This is a genomic window from Lysinibacillus sp. A4 (assembly GCF_024919535.1).
Taxonomy (GTDB): Bacteria; Bacillota; Bacilli; order Bacillales_A; family Planococcaceae; genus Lysinibacillus; species Lysinibacillus capsici.
In genome coordinates, this window is the sequence record NZ_JANWTB010000007.1 from 168,049 (window position 1) to 186,448 (window position 18,400).

Consider the following 18,400-nt stretch of genomic DNA (forward strand, 5'->3'; position numbering starts at 1 on the left):
AACGTTATGGAAAAGGATGTGGTGCTTGATAAATATCATCTAAGTTTCCATCCAGATTATTCAATTTTATAGCGTTCATTAACCTCTCAAGATTGACATTTTGATATTGACTACCAAACCCGATATTTTGATATTCTGGAATATGAACTTTAACACATGATAAGCCGATATCAGTTAAAAACTTTGTACTTAAATCCGTGATATAAATGTCATTTTCATCCTCTGTAATGCGGCTTACTATATCATGTAATAATTTAGATTGTGAAATTTCCTTATCATCAGGAAGTCTTTTCATCATATTACTTTTAAGTTCTTCATTCTTTCCCGTTTTAAGTGCAAAATCCAAATACTGTTTCATTGTTTCTGAAGAGTACAAATACAAATGATCTTCTAACTTTTTCACTTCATTAAAATCCCTTTTTAGTTTTTCCATTTCTTCAATAGAATACTTTTTATACATATACTCTTTGAAAACTTTAATTGAAGTTGTTGCCTCTACAAACGCTGATTTAATAGCAGAGTATGGATTTAAATTTGATCCGGCAGCTGTATAGAAACTAAGAGCATCGGGATCATCCCCTTTATATTCTAGTAAAAGCCAATAAGTGGGAACGTTTGATTCAAGTGTTATATCAAATAAATGAGGTTCATAGTCCATCATATTGATATAACCCAGAATCATTTTGATCTCTTTATCCTGACATTCCATCAAATTAGTTACTTTAATTGGGGATGATTTCGTATACCAATAGACTAAAAAGCTATCTCTCTCAATCAATTCAAATATGCCAGCAATAGCCGCTTCGGTCCAACAACTTCCTACCGCTGTACCATTAGATGTTTCAGAAATATACTTCTCTTCATCTGTCTCAATTAATACTTGTTCAGATGAAAAATAAGCTATTTGTTCTGGAATTAGAATTTCCCTTTCTTCTTTTACGGAATACGTATTAATCCACCTAATTGGTTTTTCTGGTGAGTAAATTCCAAGTTCAAAATGTCTGGAACGGTAATGTTCCCATGTATAATGACAGAACTTTTGGAACGGCACAAAAGCTTTACCTGAATCTATTAATTCCTTTTCACTAGCAATTATTGCTTGAGTATGGATAGAACCAACAGAATGAAATCGCTCTAATCCCTCTAGTAAACCTGTAAAATATGCTTTCTTATAAGTATTTGCTCGACCATATGCATCAAAGCTTCTAGTGCCAAGTTTTGCATCGAAGGCGATTAAAGGCATTGAATCCGCAATACCTCTATAATGCCCTTTGAATATCCCTACAAGTGGGTCAACTAAAGAACTATGATTGGCTTTTAGATCTTTCGCAATTTCATTAAACTCTTTTGTCCTAAATTCGAATTTTGAAACTTTGTTCAACTCACCAAACTTATCAACATCATTTGTAACAAGCGATAAATCCAACACTTTTCTCTTAGAAAATATTTTTGAATTCAAGTTGAAAGTATAATAAGAGCCCTCTGCCAACTCAGTATCCAGTAACTCAGTAAATAATTTATCTAAATAATTTTTTGGGAGATAATTCTCTTCAATTTCAAAATTAGTGTTGTTAATAATTTGACTCTTAATAAATTTTTCCCAATCATTTTCTTTTGAAATTAAAATAATTTCGTTAACCCTATTTTTCATGACAGCTCTACCCTCCGTACGATCCAACATCAATTCTCCGAGCGCAGAGATTTAAACTTTGCAATTCAAATTCTCTATCCCATGCAAATTCTTCATATCGAATATCATTTTCTTTGAAAAGTTTGAGCGCATTTTCTATAAATAATCGAGAAGATACATATGGGATTTCTCGCAGATTTTCACAATCATTTTGGCTAGTTGTATTTTTATCATAGAACGAGTAAGGCGTTTTCACTTTGCTACCTAAATCATTGTGATAATGTAGCAAATAATTCAAAATAGTTTCTTCTATTTTTTTAGACAAATCAATACACTTTTTTGAGTCACCAAACATTTTTCCATCATTATCTTTCAAATAAACTTTATAGGAATTTGATTTTTCGAATTTTTCTATATAAATTTCTATATTATCTAAAAATGCACCATACGACCTAAATACTTTCAAATTGTTCATAATAGCACCACTAAGCTTTGTAAAAATACCTTTTTCAGGAAGACTATTAACTAACAGAAGTATTTTATCTAAGAAATAATTTTCATTTTCGGTAATTAGCCACTTGCCACCTGAGACATTTTCAAAATGTAATCTAACTGCATATTTAATTGCTTCAACAGCGGATTTTTCGAAATTTAACCCTGCAATAACGTACTCTTTATTAAGGAATTCATCAATAATGGCATAAGTAGATAAACCACTTTGGAATAAATCGGAATATTCAGTATATTGATTCGCTATTTTCATCTTTAAAGATTTATTTTGTATAAGCATTTCAAATTTTTCAATTCTCTCAATATCTTTTTGTTGTTCTTGTAGAACAAGTGGGGATTGAGAAGTACTCACAACATTCACTATGTGATGCTGTACATCATTTTCAGTAAACTTACCTACTTCATTCATATAAAATGTATTAGACCCGAAACCTGCTAATTTTTTTATAGTATAAATTAAAATATATAAAGGACTAAATATTTTAATCATTCTAGATAAGTCATTATCCAATGGTTCATAATACAAATCTTTAAGAACTGTACCTGAAATACCTTGATTGAATTTTTGAATTAATATCCCACAATCTTGATTTGGATCAAGCTCATTATCTGTCAAAACGCACAATTTATTATTATTCGAAAATTTTTGATCTGTTAAAACTAAAGACATATCGAACTCTGAAAAAATTTCCTTAATTTTTGGTATTTTATCGTTCAAAGAATTTCTTAAAACGATTGTAGTATTCATTATTTCTTTACACACTATCTCTAAATCAAAATCAGGCGGGAGATATTGGGACAAAATTTGAAACCACTTTAAAGACTTACATTTATCTACTATTCCTCCCTTTCTATAGACAAGTAAAACTCCATTTTTACTCAACATTTTAATTAGTTTTTTATCTTCATCATTCACCATTTCTAACGGGATACCAATAATAGAATCATTTAGAAGATCTAATAACTTTAAATGCTTGTCATCCGACATACTAAATTTAAAGCTTTTATAGCTCGTTTTAAGAACTGTTTCACTCTCTTTTCTATAAACCATCACATTTTGTCTATTTAAAACACAAATGTTCTCATTCATTAAATTTTTCCACCTACTTTGTAAAGTTCTAGATCATATTCAATAGCAAAATTTCCTTCATTACCTAGATTCTCCTCTATATAAAGACCTTCAAAATCTTCATCTTGATATTTCTTTATAATTTCCTTAACAAAGATTTTCAAAGATACAGGGTTAGTTATATCAACATAAAATGGTTTAAAATCTACAAATCTAAATTGTTTATCAGAGAGATCTCTTTTTGCAACCACAAAGAAATTTGTTGGTAAATCATTTTTCCAGAAAAAGGTGTTTATCTTCTTATGGTATTCTGCTGCTTCTAAATCCTTAGCTAAAAATAGATTCTTATATTTACTTAAGCTCTCCTTCTTTCTGCTCAAAACTATATTTCCTATTGTTAGTTTTGGAATCGACTCATGACATAAAAGATCAGAGAACTTAAAGGTCATTCTTCCTGATGAAAAAAGCTGTAGTAATGTAGAAATATAACCAGGCATAGCAGTTGGAATTAAGGATCCTCTGTACAAAACTTTAACTTCCTTTTTTGTTGATCGTTCAAAAAAAGTAATAAAATTACAAATCGGATCAACCTTAATCCCTAACTCCTCTATTTCTAAATAGTTCTTTGCAATAGTGGAAAATCTCTTTCTTCCAGTCCCTACTGTTGTTACCCTATTTGGTAAAAATATTGATTTAACATTCCCATTAAAACCAAAATTCTCAGTATATTCGTGGTAACCCTGATCCATATAATATTCTTCTTCAAACTTTTTATATTCTGCATCTTGCTCAAGGAACTCTTTAAAGTAATCCATGAACCTCGCCTTATATTTTTCTTGACCATCATAAATATTGTTAATAATCAATTTTTCACCATTCTTTTGAACAAAAAAACTGGAAGATAGATCAGCTCTTAAAATTAACTGCTTAGGTATTTTTTCTACATATTCATTGATGAGATTAGTAATATCAATAGTTTGATTAGAAACCGAGGTTAACTCTCTTAAATCATTAATAAATCTAATTTTTAATGAATCCAATTTTTTTATCCAACTAGATTTGATATTGCTCCCTATGTAAAGAGGATCTGACCAGTAAGAAAGTATGTCTTTAGAGGTTTCAAATAATATTGTAAAGAAATCGCTATTTAACGATTGAACACCACTAAGAAAAACTCTTTCCCCGAGTTCCAACCTCATTCGCAGGCTAACATCAAATAACAACGTAATTTTTTGTATATTACTAAGAATATTGATATCAGATTGGGTGCAGAGATTGTTCACTGGAAACTCATTAGTAAGAACACCATCTTCATAATAAATATGATTTACAGACATACTAATGTTTTTTGTTTCTTCAATGCTATCCAAAAATTCTTCCAACTCTCTGTAAATACAATCTCTATCCTCAATCGTCTCAACAAATTGTAGTTTTTCTTTCGTTAAAATTAGCTGATTAATGATGTCATTAAGTCTATTAAAGCTATCTTTGTTCAGAAATTTTTTCCCGATCTCATTCATTTCCAAAAAGAAATCATTATCATCTAATTGTGAAAATCCAATTGTAGGAACTAATAATCCAATCTCAACATATTTCTTGGCAAGTTCAATTAGCTCTAAATTACTCAATTTATTGTCTAACACTAATGAGATATCATTTAAATTGAAATTCTTCTTAACACTATTATCTTTTAAAAAAGCGGCTAACTTTGTAGGGATTTTAAGCTTTTTTAAAATCTCGCTTGTTTCAAAGATTTTTACGCTTTTTTTGTCGTCTTGTGTGGATACAAAATTTACAATATTAGCATTATCTTGTATTTCAATTGACAATGGTGGTGTTCGATAATTAGTAATAAAATAGAAGCTGTCTTCTTTTAAGAGAAACTCGAAAATCAATCGATTTAAGAAAGTATAATTAATCTTAACTTCATTCGAGAAATTTATATTTGCGCTTACCTCTTCTAATTTCTCTTTTTTTGAACTTGCTCTTTCTACCAATCCAACTCTTGTCATATTCGCAAATGGACTTGTTTTTAAGGAAGCTCTAGCTAACACTTTATATAATGTATCATCAAGCTTTCTTTCCTTATTCTTATGATCTTTTGCATTCATTTCTTTATATGACTGTAGCTTTTTATAAATATTGGGTTGAATCATTAATAGATAATCTTGAATAATCTTACTATTTGATGCCTCGTGCAAAATCTCTCGACTCTCTACACTTAGATTTTCAAATAATTGATTATAGTTTTGATTTAATAGGTGTTTATTTTCCCAATACTTATGAAGTTCTTTAAGAGCTTGCTCCATCTCTGGATTTAAACTAACTTTAATCTTATTCAAAATGTTAATAAATTTGTTATATTGCTCGTTATATATAACACGTTTCAAATTCAGTAGATTATTGTCAAAAGAATAAGCAATTTGATTTTCAAGTAGTTCAATTGTATTTTCTTTATTTTTTAGAAAAAGAGAATTATTTTTCTCTATTTTATTTAATAGTAAAGTTATACTTCCTTCTCTTTTCAATTCGATTGAAGCTTTGGGTAGTGAATTTTTTCTTACTAAAATAAATGGATTTAATTTCCCCATTTTATTCCTCCATTACATATCTAAATACGAATTAATAAATCCTCATAATCTTTTTGAACATCCTTTATCACACAATATCCATAAAAGTGTTTTTTTAGCATATTTTGCTCGAATAAAGGCAGGGTTACGTAAAATAGGTTTACTACATTTCGATAATGAAGCATCTGATCAGAGAGTATAAATTCTTTTAAGTTATCTTTTCTTAAGAGAAGATTATGGAATGGGCTATTTAATTCACTAATGTTATTAATAAAATGTTCATATTGATCCTCTAGGTTTAAATATTTAGTATCACTTTCTTTATAAAAAGGAATATCCATTATCATCTGAAGATTGACCTCAGCCCAACGTTTTTTCCATTCCTCTAAAACTAAACTCTCCTCTAAAGTAAAAATAAGAGTCTCTTTATAGAGATTTGAATAGAGCGAATCAAAATACCCTTTTAGATCATAATTTTTATTTTCTAGCTTTAGTCGAGAAAAAAAGCCAATTACGTGTGAGACATAGGAAATATATCCATCCTTTATTTCACCATTAAAAAATAAAGAAATATATTTAAATTGTTCAATGAAAAAGTGCATTATTTTTTTTTCATCCATTGTTGGTAATAGTTTTTGAATTTTACTGTGAATAGGCTGTAACTGGTATCTGTATTCTAAAAATCTATTTTCATGAAATGGAGAGTTGTATATTCCTGATTTCGTTTTATTTTCTATGAGTACTGTGCCATCCTCTTTCATTTCCACTTCTTTAGTATTTCTTAACTCTAAATCCGTAAGTCTTTTTTGTTCTTTTTCATATTTTTTCATTTTTCTTAGGATTTCTGTATTTGATAATGGATTGTTTCGCTTATACTCACTGACGATCTCCTGTATTTTCTTAAAAATATCCATTTCACTTTCTATACTTCGAAAATTAATAACAATACTAGGACCGTTCAGCCAATCTGTATCAAAATAATAATCAAGTATATTCTGTTCCAAAATCAACTTATCTATTTTGTTCATTAATTGTAATTTGCTAGACGAGTAATCAAATATTTTAATTGACATTTTTCCTCCCCATTTCAATATGCTTAAATAGTTTTGACTTACCTTGTAAATTAATAATAGTTTATTTTCATTCAAGAGTATTTTTTTTCCTAATTAAATAATTTAACTATAAAAGTGCACTATTTTTTATAATCAAAAGCACTTTTGATATTATTTTTTTTATTTAGGATTAACTTTTCAGCATTAATGCTTTCAATAATTACAAATAAAAATAAGACATCCATTAATTCAGGATGTCTTATTTTAAGTCGTGTTAGGATTTGACTTTCAGCTCATTAATAAGCTTCGTCAGCTCATTAAACTTCTGGTCAAGCAGTGCGTAGTCCTTATCTTTTACTGTTAGAAAGCTCAGTTTGCCTAAAATCTCTTGCCTTTCCGTTTCAAGCTTTAAACGGAGAGCCGCTGTATCATCCACTTTATTCGGTGTGACTTCTGTCCACTTTTTCTTGATGTGCTGACCGTGAAGCTCCCAAACACTGTTCGTGACTTTTTCTAGAAAGTATCGATCATGTGAAACGACAAGCAATGTTCCATTATATTGAGTAAGAGTATGCTCTAACTGCTCACGAGAAGGTAGATCAAGATGGTTTGTCGGCTCATCTAAAATAAGAACATTTTTATCCTCTAAAATATAAGCCATCAGCTTACACTTTACGCGTTCTCCCATACTCATTTTGCCTATGGGAGATGTCCAATGTGTCAGTGTAAACCCTAAATTCTTCATCAAGTTGCGCACTTTAGCACGCTCTTCAAATGTCTCTTGATAAAAATATTGCTCTGGTGTCTGATCAAGTGGTAAATCAAATACTTCCTGTGTCAGATAACCAATGTTTGCAGCTGGTGATACCCATACTTCACCCTCAGCTTCTAGCTTGCCTAAAAGAACTTTTAAAAAGCTTGTTTTCCCACTTCCATTCTTTCCTGTGATAGCTATCTTATCTCCAAATTGAGCCGTAATATTCACATCGTTAAATAGTATGCGTTCACCAAATTTTAAAGATAAATGCTTGATTTCCAGTAAGCGCTTGCCAACTCGTTGATTCGTGCCTAAAGAAAAACGAATCTCTGCTTCTGGCTCCACTGCTTCCACTCTTGTCTTCGCAAGTTCAGCCTCTAATCGCTTTTTCTTAGATTTCACCTGAGAATCTAAACGCTTTGCTTTCACACGATGGTACTCCTTAAAACCTTCCAGTTTTGTTGACTGGGCGTGGCCCTTTTGTGACCAAGACGTCAGTTCCGACATTTGAGCCTCAATTCGTTCAATGTTTTTTTGCTGCTTCTCGTAGGCACGTTGCTGTGTTAATCGTCGGTGTTCCCTATCAGCCATGTAGCTTGTATAATTGCCATCATGTTCAATCAGGCTTTTTTCCTCAATAGACCAGATTTTTGTGGCAACCTTATCTAAAAAATAGCGATCATGTGATACCACGATGATTGTCCCCTTATAGTTTTGTACTTGTCTGATGAGGAATGCGGTACTTCGTTCATCTAAATGATTCGTTGGTTCATCAAGTAATAAAATTTGAGCATTCTGGGAAAAACCTTCTGCAAGACGCATTTTCAGCTTTTCACCCCCACTTAACGCTGCAAATGACACATTAGGTACCTGCCACTTAGCCAGCAGATCAGCTTCTCTTGCGGATACTTCTAGTTTGTCAAAATGAGCTAGCTCCTGTTCAACAAATGTAATTTTTAAAGCCTGTGCTCCCTGAATTACTCCCATAGTTGGTGATAATGTACCTTGAATCAATTGTAATAATGTCGATTTCCCAGCACCATTCCTCCCTATAATGCCGATGACTTCGCCTTTTTTTACTGTGCCTGTCACATGCTCAAATAACAACATATCCTTTATTTCATAACGTACATCCTGTAATTTTAAAAGTTCCTTCATACTATCCATCCTCTCCAGTTGGAGGGACAAAAAAATCCCTCCAATTCATTTGGAAGGATTAGTCGCTACAATATCATACACAAATAAGCTCCAAAATTATTGTGAAAACAATCTTTGGAGTAGCTAAACATCAGCAGTTGTTTGCGAATATAAAGCAATTATTATGAAAAATGGGCAGACTAATCCTATTTTTGTTGTTCGTGAAATATAAAATTTCCTATACAAAAATTAAGATTAGTTATTCATTAGCCACCCATCTTCCCTTCATTTATCGTTACCGTCATTGTAACATCATTTTTTTTAAAATTAAACTCCCTAGTCTATCTAAAACATTCATAGGAGCGAATTTGATTTCTTGAAATGGTACGGAAATACCAGCCATATCTTCGACTCCATCGGAAGCCAGCAATGATTTCCCTTCCTACAGCTGTTGGGAAAAACCAAAAACTTCTACCACTATTCATCCAAATATACGTATTTCTAAACAAACAGGAACGTATACCACTTGATCCTACTCGCCAAGCTGGAATAGGTGGCGAAAAACCTGGCGGTGTGCTCATTGGCATTTGTCCTGCTGGAGGGGGTCCGAAATGACTTGGCCCAAATGACGTTGTTTCAAAATCATTATAATCTCCCCAACCAGGTCTTCTAAAATTATCTTCTCTAAATGGATTATTATACACACAAACCCTCCTTTTACATTATTCAATATATGTAAAAGTGCGATTCACCGTTGAGCCATTGCCCATTTATCGAAGGTAATCCATTTCCTATTACTGTATAATGGAAGGGATATTTTTCAAAAAGGAGTACTTATGAAAAAATTATTATTACCCTTACTAGCCATGCTTATCGCAGGGGGGATGTGGATGTTGCTTGCTAAAAATCCAGTATCTCCTTCCACTAGTATCCAAGCTAAACTTACTGATGTAAAAGATTACAAATACTACTTAGATAAAGGCAATGATGCCATTGGCAAGAGCATGATGAAGTTAGATTTAGTGATTGTAGAACCAATTGAAATGCAACAGAAGTATATCATCAATGCTCAAAAAAGCGGTACTTTAGTGTACGGCTATATAAATGCTATGGAGGCAGACAAATGGAATACAGCACTTTATCATCAATTGAAAGAAGAAGACTTTTATCGAGACAAACAGGGTGAAAAAATGTATTTTGCCGAATGGGATTCTTATTTAATGGATATGACTTCTACGCACTATCAAGACATTTTACTAGCAGAAGTCAAGAAGCAAATTGTTCAGAAAGGCTTAGACGGCGTGTTTTTAGATACGGTCGGTAATATCAATTCTTATTTACCTGAAGATGAACAAAAGTGGCAAAATGAAGCCATGTTATCTTTTATCCAACAAATCAAAAAACGACATCCAAATATATCTGTTGCTCAAAATTGGGGATTTCAAACACTCGCCGATTATACAGCACCATATGTTGATTTTATTATGTGGGAGGATTTTTCGTATCCTGTGGTAGGAAAAGATAAATGGTCACTCGATATGATGCAACAGCTTGTCCACATACGCAATAAATTTGGTACACAGGTGATGGCAATTGGTTTTGAAGAAGAAGCAAAAAGCCGTGCATTAGCTGAGAAGCATCATTTCAAATTCTTTTACAGTCCTGCTGGTTCTTACTATAATAGCTGGCAATCATCCTTACTTCCCTCTGACAAACGACTGTTTTGAGGGATATTTGTTTAAGAGCTCATCTCAGGGGTAGACTAAAAGAAAATCAGCTTGAGGTGATAGGATTGGATATGACGAATATGTATGAAGAACAAAAACATAAGCATGAAAATCGCTTTCAATATAAGCAGCGTAACATGTGGACTGGGATTTTATTTGGGCTTGGGGTGGTGGCATTCATAGATGAGGTGATTTTTCACCAATTATTACACTGGCATCATTTCTATGATAAGTCTACAGCAGCTATTGGACTAGTTTCGGATGGTTTATTTCATGCATTCAGCTTTTTTGCTACGATTGGATCTGCTTTTTTATTGGCTGATCTACATAGAAAACATGGGTTTTGGCTAAAAAGATGGCTAGGCGGTATTTTTCTTGGAGCAGGCTCATTTCAGCTTTACGATGGAATTATACAACATAAATTCATGAAACTTCACCAAATTCGTTACAATGTTGAAATACTTCCCTATGATATCGTTTGGAACATATTGGCGGCGCTATTAATAATTATCGGTATTGTCTTACTGCTCCAAACAAATCAAAAAGATCGATAGGAGGTGGCGCATCTTGCATTCTCACGATGTTCATGCTCAAAACTTTCCTATTATAGTTCAGCTTCTACTGGCCTTGCCATTTGTTCTAGCTCTTATAGGCTATATCCTCGCTGTTATTATTTCGAATCAATATAAAAAACAATGGCCTCATTTCCGTACTATCTGTTGGATTGTTGGAAATGTCTGTGCTCTGATTACATTAATCGGCCCATTGGCTGCTCTTAGTCATATTCATTTTGACGCACATATGATAGGACATTTATTGCTTGGCATGCTGGCACCATTACTTATGGCTTTAGCAGCACCCATGACTCTGCTGTTAAGAACCTTATCAGTAAACAAGGCACGTTTTCTCTCTCGGACACTAAAAAATCCGTATGTTCGTTTTATACGTCATCCAATTATTGCATCTATTCTAAATGTAGGAGGTCTATGGTTACTCTATACAACCTCACTTTTCAATTTGATGCATGAACATATACTACTGTATGTATTCATTCATCTCCATATTTTTCTAGCGGGTTATTTGTTTACTATTGCCTTTATTTATATTGATCCTACTCCACATTCATACTCTTATGTTTTTCGATCCCTTACATTAGTAGTAGCATTGGCCGCTCATGCCATATTGGCAAAATTTATTTTTGCAAATCCGCCTCGTCATGTACCCTCCACAGAGGCAGAACTAGGTGCTAAGATCATGTACTACGGTGGAGATGCTATTGAAATCCTTCTTGTGTATATTCTCTTTTATCAATGGTTTAAAAGCACAAGGAATAGTATTCACCCCAAAGCAGCGACTTCATCACGCTAATCTCGCCCTGTTGATTAAGTTAAATAGGATTGGATAATCCGCCAGTCCTCTAGCTTTTCAGTGAACGTTTTAATATTTTTCCCTGGTATTGGACTTGTTGATGGCATTTTTTTATAGGCTCGTCCTTCTAGAAGCCCTAAGCCAATATGCTTTTTAAAAACCTCAAATGCCTTCGCTCCATTAAAAAGCACTAATTGGATATTAGGGTATTGTTTAAAAAGGGTTTGAAAATCATTGGGCTGTTCATTGCGTATCGCTGCATCTAAACTTCCTTCGCGTTCACAAGTTGCAATCGTGTCCCAAAGACCGATTGCATTGTTTTTTAATAAGGCTATTCTCTCTGTATAATCATTTGGAATCGCTATCTCTAATAACTTACCCATAATAGGCCAAAAGTGATTGCGTGGATTGCCAGAGTACTGCTGTTTCTCTAACGATTGTTTTCCTGGCATGGATCCAACAATGAGCACCCTTGTTGATGGGTCTACAATTGGTAATAATATATTTTTTAATTCATTGGACACAACAATCACTCCTTTTCTCTATTGTAACGGAAAATTCGAACCAGCAAGTAAATCTTGGCTTGAAATGAACAAGGGATGTTGACATGAATGGTTCATTTTATATGACTGCACAATTTTGTAGCCTATACAGTAGCCGATCCAAGATGGAAGGGCCCCCCCGTATAGAAATGGATGATGTTGTTCGATTCCTTGGAGTTGTAAATTCGGTAAAAAATGATGCTCCCATAAAGCTAAAAGTTCTTTATCTGAGTAGAATTGCAACCAAGGAGAAATCCACTTTTCCCCATATAAATCTTTCACCGCATCTTCTGCTAAGCCTTCTAAAATGAGAGTATCCAATAAAGTCATATCGTCTAAACTTTTTTTTAATATGTGTATACGACAAACATGGTTATATTCATGAGCAAATAATGCTTGAAGCTCCTGCTTATCTAAATCACCCACAAATAAAAAAAGCGAATGAGGATAAGCGACACCATTTTTATTGGTTATCGTTTGCTGCTGAGTTATTGGGAAAATATAAATTGGTATTGATGGGCCATTCCATTTCCTCTGTAGGTATAGGAACTCCTGCTGTACACTGGCCCATACTTTTTGCCTCTTTAATTTTTCAACATCGACTTCCTCATGAGGTAAAAAAAGACCCTGTTGCTGTAATGTATAGTGAATTTCTTCTGGAAGCCCATCTTGAAATAGTTTGACCAATCGATCACAAAGAATGGAGCATTGTAAGCTTGTTCGCTCATCCTTTCTAGTTGATTTTCTAGCACTTACAAATTCATTTAACCACTTATCCGTTGACACAACTGCCATATTATCACCTCTTCACAGCATATGCCTTGAATAGACAATCGGCTAGTGATAAATCCATCAAATCGCATATATTAGCTTGTAATGACATTGAAAGGAGGGATATGTGTGAATCCAGCTGATGCTTATAGTCTTTGCTGTAAATATCATGGTAAACGTGTTCGAATCTCAGATTCATCTGGTAAAGTACATGTTGGAGAAATCACAAGGGTAGATAGAAGACAGGTATGGATTCTACCTGATAGAAGATATAGTGGTTATGGTTTAGGGTTTTGGGGATTTGGAGGGTATGGAGGAGAAGGTTTTGGCTATGGAATTGCTCTAGGAACAATTTTAGGTATTGCACTAGCTCCAATTATTTTCTTCTAATTCAAACCTTTTATTTAAGTGAAAAAGAAGCCATTTCAAACTTTGTTGAGATGGCTCATTTTTCATTATTGAACTTGCTCTTGTTGCTGTTTGATTTCAATCAGCTCGGATATTGTAACAAATGTGTAGCCTTGCTTTTTTAATGCAGGTAGTATTTCTTCTAGTGCTTGAATTGTTTGTGTACGGTTCCCGCCACCATCATGAAATAAAATAACATCTCCAGGCCTTGTTCCCTTCATTACCTTTTGCACAATTTTCCTTACACCAGGCTCTTTCCAATCTTGCGTATCCTGATGCCAGGACCACATTACTACCTTATAGCCGTCCTTCACAGCCGCATTAATCATAGCATCCGTATAATTTCCACCAACGGGACGGAATAAAACTGGGGAAAAACCAGTAATACTATAAATCGTGTCATTTGTCTGTTGAAGCTCCTCTTGCAATTTTTTGATGGAAACTTTAAATGGATGTGTATACGTATGATTTGCTAATTCATGGCCTTCTGTATAAGAACGTAAAACAAGCTCTGGATATTTTTCTGCATTTTTTCCAATAATAAAAAAGGTGGCTTTTGCATCATATTTTGCTAATAAATCTAGCACAGCCGCTGTGTATTTAGGATGTGGACCATCATCAAAGGTGAGTGCAACAATTTTATCCTTTGTTTTGATATCCCAAACAACTTCCCCTGTCTCCTCATAATAGGGACGACCTTTATCTGCGTAGCCTTCCTGCACTAAAAATCCCGAGATGATTAAAAAGAAAACCATAAAAATGAATACGTAAATACGTGTCATAGCATCACCTCCCAAGTCCGAAATCACAGAACTCCGTCAACTTACTATTTACGAATTGCCATGAAATATACTTGTGAAGGATTGTCTGTTTTCTCCTTTTAATTATTTCAGGAAAATTTTAAACGTTATTTTTAATTTTGAACAATATGTGAAAATCTTTGAATAGTACTTTATTTTTTTATTTATTGGTGTAAAATTAAATCAAATCTGATATATAACAGTTATTATAAATATATAAATGTTATGCAACACAACAAAGGGGATGACATATATGTGGATTATTACAGTATTTGAAGAAAACACTTATCGTATGTTTGAGTATAGTTCTAAACGTGAGGCAACAAATGCACTACATAAATTTAAACAAACCGCTTTGCTTTCTTATACAAGATAATAAAGGATAAAAGGAATCTATTCATTTGAGTAGATTCCTTTTTGTTATAAAGTCCCTCCTAATTCCTTTCATCCTTATACATCTAACAACATATTTAGTTAGTTGCCATGATTTTTTCCTAAAAATGTCGAACACCTTGCTAGCCTTCACCATATGTATATAGAGAAAAGGAGTGATTTCAATGGTGACAATTGAACCTATTATGATTAAAGGGCATTTCTTCACTGCAGTAGTTGTTCAATTACCTAAAACAACATTACTAACTATTTCTAATGATACAGGCTACATTATGTGTGGTGCTTTAGATGTCGGCCTATTAAATAGTCGCTTAGTTGATCGAAAAATTATTGCTGGTCGTGCAGTAGGCGTGAAAACAATTGACGAGCTATTAACAGCTCCATTAGAATCTGTAACTTATGAAGCAGAACAGCTTGGTATAACAGAAGGAATGACTGGTGTAGAAGCACTTTTAAAAATGATCTAATTGGCTAAAAAAAGCGTCAACTAGACGCTTTTCTTTTTTGTTTGTTAACCTAATTTGAATAAGCAATTTCCCCATTCCCCATACTGTGGGACAAAGGGAGTTGTTAGTATGAATAGTAGGCAACATGTTAAAATACACGCCACCTTACTTATTATTGTTTTAATTGTTTTCATCTGGTCTGTTATAAAGCCGTCCTCCTATTTAGATTGGCTAGCTGAAGTTAGTCCTGGAATTGTGGCAATAACAGTCGCTGTTTGCATTTATCGTAAATTCCGCTTCACCACATTTTCTTATTTTATTATTGCTCTCTTGTCGATCCTGACATTTATAGGTGGGCATTATACCTATTCGGAAGTCCCTCTTTTTAATTGGATAAAAGATGAGTTTCATTTACAACGTAATCACTATGATCGCTTTGGCCACTTTTTAAAAGGTTTATTAGCCATCGTAATAAGGGAAATACTAATTAGGAAAACACCACTTACAAAAGGAGCTTGGCTTACAGGTATTACGATCAGTATTCTACTCGCAATTGCCGCTTTTTATGAAATCATTGAATGGTTAAGTACAAGAATCTCGAAGGGAAGTAAAGGAGCAAAGGATTTTTTAGGCATGCAGGGAGATAAATGGGATGCACAATGGGACATGTTTTTAGCCTTGCTGGGAGCTATTTTAGCTTTACTTCTATTCACAAAGCTCCATGATAAATTTTTAAAAAGAATAAACAAATCGTAAATATTTTTGCATAGCATGATTATATAACCAATGAAAGGTGGTATTAGATGTACTATGCACAGGTCAATCAACAAACACATCATCCATCACGTACTATGATTGTAATCGGCTATGGACAGGTAATGGCTACACCTAGCTCTGTACAATTACAAATTGAAGTCCAAACACAGGGCAACCATGTACAAGGTCCTCAACAGGAAAATGCGGCAATCATGAATGAAGTTATGCAATCACTTCTCGCACTTGGTATTCCAAGAGAACAAATTCAAACGGCTAGTTATACCATCACACCACTATATAATTTCGAAGATGGCAAACAAATTTTTAATGGCTATGAAGTAGTCAACGCCATTTCGGTCAACGTTTCGGATACCAATGATTTGGGCTTAATCATTGATACGGCTATAGAAAATGGGGCAAATCGAATAACCAATATTCAGTTCAAAATGGACCATACCGATGCTTACTATCAGCAAGCATTAAGTTTAGCGCTACAGAATGCTCAATTGAAGGCGAAAACAATAGCAGAAACTATGCACCTGCCTTTGCAGCCATTCCCTGTAGAGATTGTGGAAGAGCAGGCTAACACACCTATCCTTTATCGCTCTATGGCTGTATCCTCGGGAATTACGCCTATAGAACAGGGACAAATTGCTATTGATGCTACTGTTCGTGTAAAATTTCAATACTAAAGTTAGAGCCTTCCGCTAGTCAAAGTGCAGAAGGCCCTCATTTATTTTACAAGTGTATTTTTTTCAATACGGATTTCATCATCCTGAGTTTTAATAACCATATCAAAATGCTGGCAATGTGGATGCATAAATAATTCATATTGAATACGTCGCTCATCTTGTGATTGTTTTAAATAATTTATATCTGTCCCTCTTTCCAGCACATCACGATCTGATCTTCTCTTAAGCTCTGTAGCCCCATCCGTATAAAAATAAATCTTTAAATCGAGTAACTGCGGATCTATAAATGCTACACACATTCCTTCTACTATCGTGATCTGTTTTTTCGAAGAAATTAATGTACTTTTCATATAATTTGTATCGATTGTCATAAAATCGAGCCCTGCTCTTATCATCTGAACATCTCGCTCCAATGATGGCAGATGATGAGCAGCGGGATGACAAGCCGTCATTTTAAAACGATGATGCTCATTTTGATATGTATAATTAAGTATTGTTTGCTTGCGAATATCCGAATTCACAATATACGGATCAGTATTCAAATAATTCACTTCATCTTGATCTAAAGCATGTATAAGTTTTTTGGCAAATGTCGTTTTTCCAGCAGCACCATGACCAGAAATGCCGATTATGATTTTATTATCAGCCTGTTTAACCCATTTTAAAATTTCTTTTAATATCGTCTCCATCTTACTCTCCTTCACTATAAAAGGTATGGCAAGAAACAATTCCTACCATACCACTTAATATTAGCCTTCACTTTACTATGCTCCCCATATTCGCTCTATCATTACTTCATTATGCTGAGGGCTTAGTAGAAAAACATCTGGGTTGCTTAAATTTTTCCAACAGTGAAAATCAACATCCTTATCATAATACTTCAGTAGCAAAGAGATGATATTGCCATGACTCACGATTAATGTATTATCAACATCCTGTGCAAATGCATCTTTTACAAGGTCTACAATTCGATGCATCGCTTCATTACTGGATTCTCCACCATCATATTTTAAATCCTTATCCACAAATGTCGCCTGTAATTTTTCGTACCAATCTGGTAAATCTCTAGTACTTAAAAGGCGCTCCGAAAGACGTTCATCAATTTCAATCGTCATACTTTCTCTACTACTTAATGGTTTAATGGATTGGATTGCTCGTAAGAAAGGGCTAGATACAATTCGATCAATTTTTAGATCCTTGAAAAACTCAGCTAAACTATCTGCTTGCTCTATTCCCTTCTGTGTTAAGGGTGCATCTAGTGATTGTCCTTGTGCGAGACAATGTCTAATGACATAAATTTTCCCCATACATACCTCCTCGTTTAGAAAGTCATTTATAAACGATTATTATACCCCGTTTACTAAATAGCTACGATTTAAATGTTCCTATTCATTATCTCACTTGTTCTACATTTTTCCGCCCAAAATAATTCGTCCCTATCACACCAATAATAATCATGACGCCACCAATAAGATGATATAGATGGAAATCTTCCTGTAAAAATAAGACCCCTGCCAAAATCAATCCTCTAAGGAAATCTGTATGCATAGCCATATCATTCTATCGAGACAGGTGAATACTTCTAAGATTATTGATCATTTGGCACAACAAAATATTTTGTTAGATCCTATTAAACGTAATTATTTAGATGCATTTTATCGGGAACGTATTATCAAACTAAATGTATCAAATATAGACGAATTCAAGATTGATGTTGGCATAAGGGAAATCGCGCTAGCCCTTCATAACACGAGCAATTATTTCTAAAGCAC

Annotated in this window: 19 protein-coding genes and 1 pseudogene; 8 read left to right on the forward strand and 12 right to left on the reverse strand. The window is 33.6% G+C overall.

Annotation, left to right across the window (positions count from 1 at the left end; genetic code table 11):
• Positions 1 to 4 precede the first annotated feature (4 nt).
• The 6 genes from NY607_RS15830 to NY607_RS15855 all read right to left on the reverse strand — a co-directional run bounded on the left by NY607_RS15830 (position 5) and on the right by NY607_RS15855 (position 9,429).
• Positions 5 to 1,678 carry a YcaO-like family protein gene (locus tag NY607_RS15830; protein WP_193767363.1) on the reverse strand — a complete coding sequence of 558 codons (1,674 nt, stop codon included), beginning with the start codon at positions 1,676 to 1,678 and terminating at the stop codon, positions 5 to 7.
• Complete coding sequence (locus NY607_RS15835) at positions 1,659 to 3,230, reverse strand: hypothetical protein (RefSeq protein ID WP_237898831.1); 1,572 nt, start codon at positions 3,228 to 3,230, stop codon at positions 1,659 to 1,661. The genes NY607_RS15830 and NY607_RS15835 overlap by 20 nt, the downstream gene beginning before the upstream one ends.
• Positions 3,230 to 5,800 (reverse strand): hypothetical protein, encoded by a 2,571-nt coding sequence (locus tag NY607_RS15840; RefSeq protein WP_237898832.1) that lies wholly within the window; start codon positions 5,798 to 5,800, stop codon positions 3,230 to 3,232. Before NY607_RS15840 ends, NY607_RS15835 begins: the two co-directional genes overlap by 1 nt.
• Positions 5,801 to 5,820: 20 nt before the next feature.
• Entirely contained in the window at positions 5,821 to 6,852 is a 1,032-nt protein-coding gene (locus tag NY607_RS15845; RefSeq protein WP_131520957.1) for a hypothetical protein, read from the reverse strand.
• A gap of 253 nt (positions 6,853 to 7,105) precedes the next feature.
• Positions 7,106 to 8,746, reverse strand: a complete 1,641-nt coding sequence (gene abc-f, locus NY607_RS15850) for a ribosomal protection-like ABC-F family protein (protein WP_259419960.1) — start codon at positions 8,744 to 8,746, stop codon at positions 7,106 to 7,108.
• Positions 8,747 to 9,066: 320 nt separating this feature from the next.
• Positions 9,067 to 9,429 carry a hypothetical protein gene (locus NY607_RS15855; protein WP_131520959.1) on the reverse strand — a complete coding sequence of 121 codons (363 nt, stop codon included), beginning with the start codon at positions 9,427 to 9,429 and terminating at the stop codon, positions 9,067 to 9,069.
• Positions 9,430 to 9,561: 132 nt separating this feature from the next.
• On the opposite strand from NY607_RS15855, the gene NY607_RS15860 reads away from it, so the two are divergent.
• From NY607_RS15860 to NY607_RS15870, 3 genes are all read left to right on the forward strand, one after another.
• Positions 9,562 to 10,452 carry an endo alpha-1,4 polygalactosaminidase gene (locus NY607_RS15860; protein WP_237898835.1) on the forward strand — a complete coding sequence of 297 codons (891 nt, stop codon included), beginning with the start codon at positions 9,562 to 9,564 and terminating at the stop codon, positions 10,450 to 10,452.
• Positions 10,453 to 10,523: 71 nt separating this feature from the next.
• Complete coding sequence (locus NY607_RS15865) at positions 10,524 to 11,006, forward strand: DUF2243 domain-containing protein (protein WP_237898836.1); 483 nt, start codon at positions 10,524 to 10,526, stop codon at positions 11,004 to 11,006.
• 13 nt (positions 11,007 to 11,019) lie between these two features.
• The gene (locus NY607_RS15870) at positions 11,020 to 11,820 is read left to right on the forward strand and encodes a cytochrome c oxidase assembly protein (RefSeq protein WP_237898837.1); all 801 of its coding nucleotides are present in this window, start codon (positions 11,020 to 11,022) and stop codon (positions 11,818 to 11,820) included.
• A 14-nt stretch (positions 11,821 to 11,834) separates the two neighbouring features.
• Here the strand turns inward: NY607_RS15870 and NY607_RS15875 are convergent, their stop codons facing one another.
• The gene (locus NY607_RS15875) at positions 11,835 to 12,344 is read right to left on the reverse strand and encodes a DNA-deoxyinosine glycosylase (RefSeq protein ID WP_259419963.1); all 510 of its coding nucleotides are present in this window, start codon (positions 12,342 to 12,344) and stop codon (positions 11,835 to 11,837) included.
• A gap of 18 nt (positions 12,345 to 12,362) precedes the next feature.
• Complete coding sequence (locus NY607_RS15880) at positions 12,363 to 13,157, reverse strand: DUF2268 domain-containing putative Zn-dependent protease (RefSeq protein WP_131520964.1); 795 nt, start codon at positions 13,155 to 13,157, stop codon at positions 12,363 to 12,365.
• 105 nt (positions 13,158 to 13,262) lie between these two features.
• Between NY607_RS15880 and NY607_RS15885 the strand changes: the two genes are divergently transcribed.
• Positions 13,263 to 13,523 carry a hypothetical protein gene (locus tag NY607_RS15885; RefSeq protein ID WP_004231722.1) on the forward strand — a complete coding sequence of 87 codons (261 nt, stop codon included), beginning with the start codon at positions 13,263 to 13,265 and terminating at the stop codon, positions 13,521 to 13,523.
• 65 nt (positions 13,524 to 13,588) lie between these two features.
• On the opposite strand, the gene NY607_RS15890 is transcribed toward NY607_RS15885, so the two are convergent.
• Positions 13,589 to 14,323, reverse strand: coding sequence for a polysaccharide deacetylase family protein (locus NY607_RS15890; RefSeq protein ID WP_131520966.1), 735 nt, complete (start codon positions 14,321 to 14,323; stop codon positions 13,589 to 13,591).
• Between the two features lie 271 nt (positions 14,324 to 14,594).
• On the opposite strand from NY607_RS15890, the gene NY607_RS15895 reads away from it, so the two are divergent.
• The 4 genes from NY607_RS15895 (at position 14,595) to NY607_RS15910 (ending at position 16,628) form a co-directional block, all read left to right on the forward strand.
• Complete coding sequence (locus NY607_RS15895; protein ID WP_255501615.1) at positions 14,595 to 14,717, forward strand: hypothetical protein; 123 nt, start codon at positions 14,595 to 14,597, stop codon at positions 14,715 to 14,717.
• Positions 14,718 to 14,898: 181 nt separating this feature from the next.
• The gene (locus tag NY607_RS15900; RefSeq protein ID WP_004231716.1) at positions 14,899 to 15,201 is read left to right on the forward strand and encodes a YunC family protein; all 303 of its coding nucleotides are present in this window, start codon (positions 14,899 to 14,901) and stop codon (positions 15,199 to 15,201) included.
• A gap of 108 nt (positions 15,202 to 15,309) precedes the next feature.
• Complete coding sequence (locus tag NY607_RS15905; protein ID WP_131520967.1) at positions 15,310 to 15,936, forward strand: DUF2238 domain-containing protein; 627 nt, start codon at positions 15,310 to 15,312, stop codon at positions 15,934 to 15,936.
• Positions 15,937 to 15,983: 47 nt separating this feature from the next.
• Positions 15,984 to 16,628: an SIMPL domain-containing protein gene (locus tag NY607_RS15910; RefSeq protein WP_131520968.1), complete on the forward strand. Its 645-nt coding sequence runs from the start codon at positions 15,984 to 15,986 to the stop codon at positions 16,626 to 16,628.
• A 41-nt stretch (positions 16,629 to 16,669) separates the two neighbouring features.
• Here NY607_RS15910 and NY607_RS15915 read toward each other — a convergent pair whose 3' ends face one another.
• The 3 genes and pseudogenes from NY607_RS15915 to NY607_RS15925 form a co-directional block, all read right to left on the reverse strand.
• Positions 16,670 to 17,317, reverse strand: coding sequence for a uridine kinase family protein (locus NY607_RS15915; RefSeq protein WP_259419967.1), 648 nt, complete (start codon positions 17,315 to 17,317; stop codon positions 16,670 to 16,672).
• Between the two features lie 75 nt (positions 17,318 to 17,392).
• Entirely contained in the window at positions 17,393 to 17,935 is a 543-nt protein-coding gene (locus NY607_RS15920) for a histidine phosphatase family protein (protein ID WP_259419969.1), read from the reverse strand.
• Positions 17,936 to 18,020: 85 nt separating this feature from the next.
• Positions 18,021 to 18,149, reverse strand: a pseudogene (locus tag NY607_RS15925) (EamA family transporter); the annotation flags it as partial.
• Positions 18,150 to 18,400: the final 251 nt, after the last annotated feature.

Excerpts from the sequence above, each read along its gene's own strand:
- NY607_RS15835 (WP_237898831.1), bottom strand. The coding sequence starts at position 3,230 with ATGAATGAGAACATTTGTGTTTTAAATAGACAAAATGTGATGGTTTAT.
- NY607_RS15840 (WP_237898832.1), bottom strand. The coding sequence starts at position 5,800 with ATGGGGAAATTAAATCCATTTATTTTAGTAAGAAAAAATTCACTACCC.
- NY607_RS15845 (WP_131520957.1), bottom strand. The coding sequence starts at position 6,852 with ATGTCAATTAAAATATTTGATTACTCGTCTAGCAAATTACAATTAATG.
- abc-f (WP_259419960.1), bottom strand. The coding sequence starts at position 8,746 with ATGAAGGAACTTTTAAAATTACAGGATGTACGTTATGAAATAAAGGAT.
- NY607_RS15860 (WP_237898835.1), top strand. The coding sequence starts at position 9,562 with ATGAAAAAATTATTATTACCCTTACTAGCCATGCTTATCGCAGGGGGG.
- NY607_RS15865 (WP_237898836.1), top strand. The coding sequence starts at position 10,524 with ATGACGAATATGTATGAAGAACAAAAACATAAGCATGAAAATCGCTTT.
- NY607_RS15880 (WP_131520964.1), bottom strand. The coding sequence starts at position 13,157 with ATGGCAGTTGTGTCAACGGATAAGTGGTTAAATGAATTTGTAAGTGCT.
- NY607_RS15890 (WP_131520966.1), bottom strand. The coding sequence starts at position 14,323 with ATGACACGTATTTACGTATTCATTTTTATGGTTTTCTTTTTAATCATC.
- NY607_RS15895 (WP_255501615.1), top strand. The coding sequence starts at position 14,595 with ATGTGGATTATTACAGTATTTGAAGAAAACACTTATCGTATGTTTGAG.
- NY607_RS15900 (WP_004231716.1), top strand. The coding sequence starts at position 14,899 with ATGGTGACAATTGAACCTATTATGATTAAAGGGCATTTCTTCACTGCA.
- NY607_RS15905 (WP_131520967.1), top strand. The coding sequence starts at position 15,310 with ATGAATAGTAGGCAACATGTTAAAATACACGCCACCTTACTTATTATT.
- NY607_RS15910 (WP_131520968.1), top strand. The coding sequence starts at position 15,984 with ATGTACTATGCACAGGTCAATCAACAAACACATCATCCATCACGTACT.
- NY607_RS15915 (WP_259419967.1), bottom strand. The coding sequence starts at position 17,317 with ATGGAGACGATATTAAAAGAAATTTTAAAATGGGTTAAACAGGCTGAT.
- NY607_RS15920 (WP_259419969.1), bottom strand. The coding sequence starts at position 17,935 with ATGGGGAAAATTTATGTCATTAGACATTGTCTCGCACAAGGACAATCA.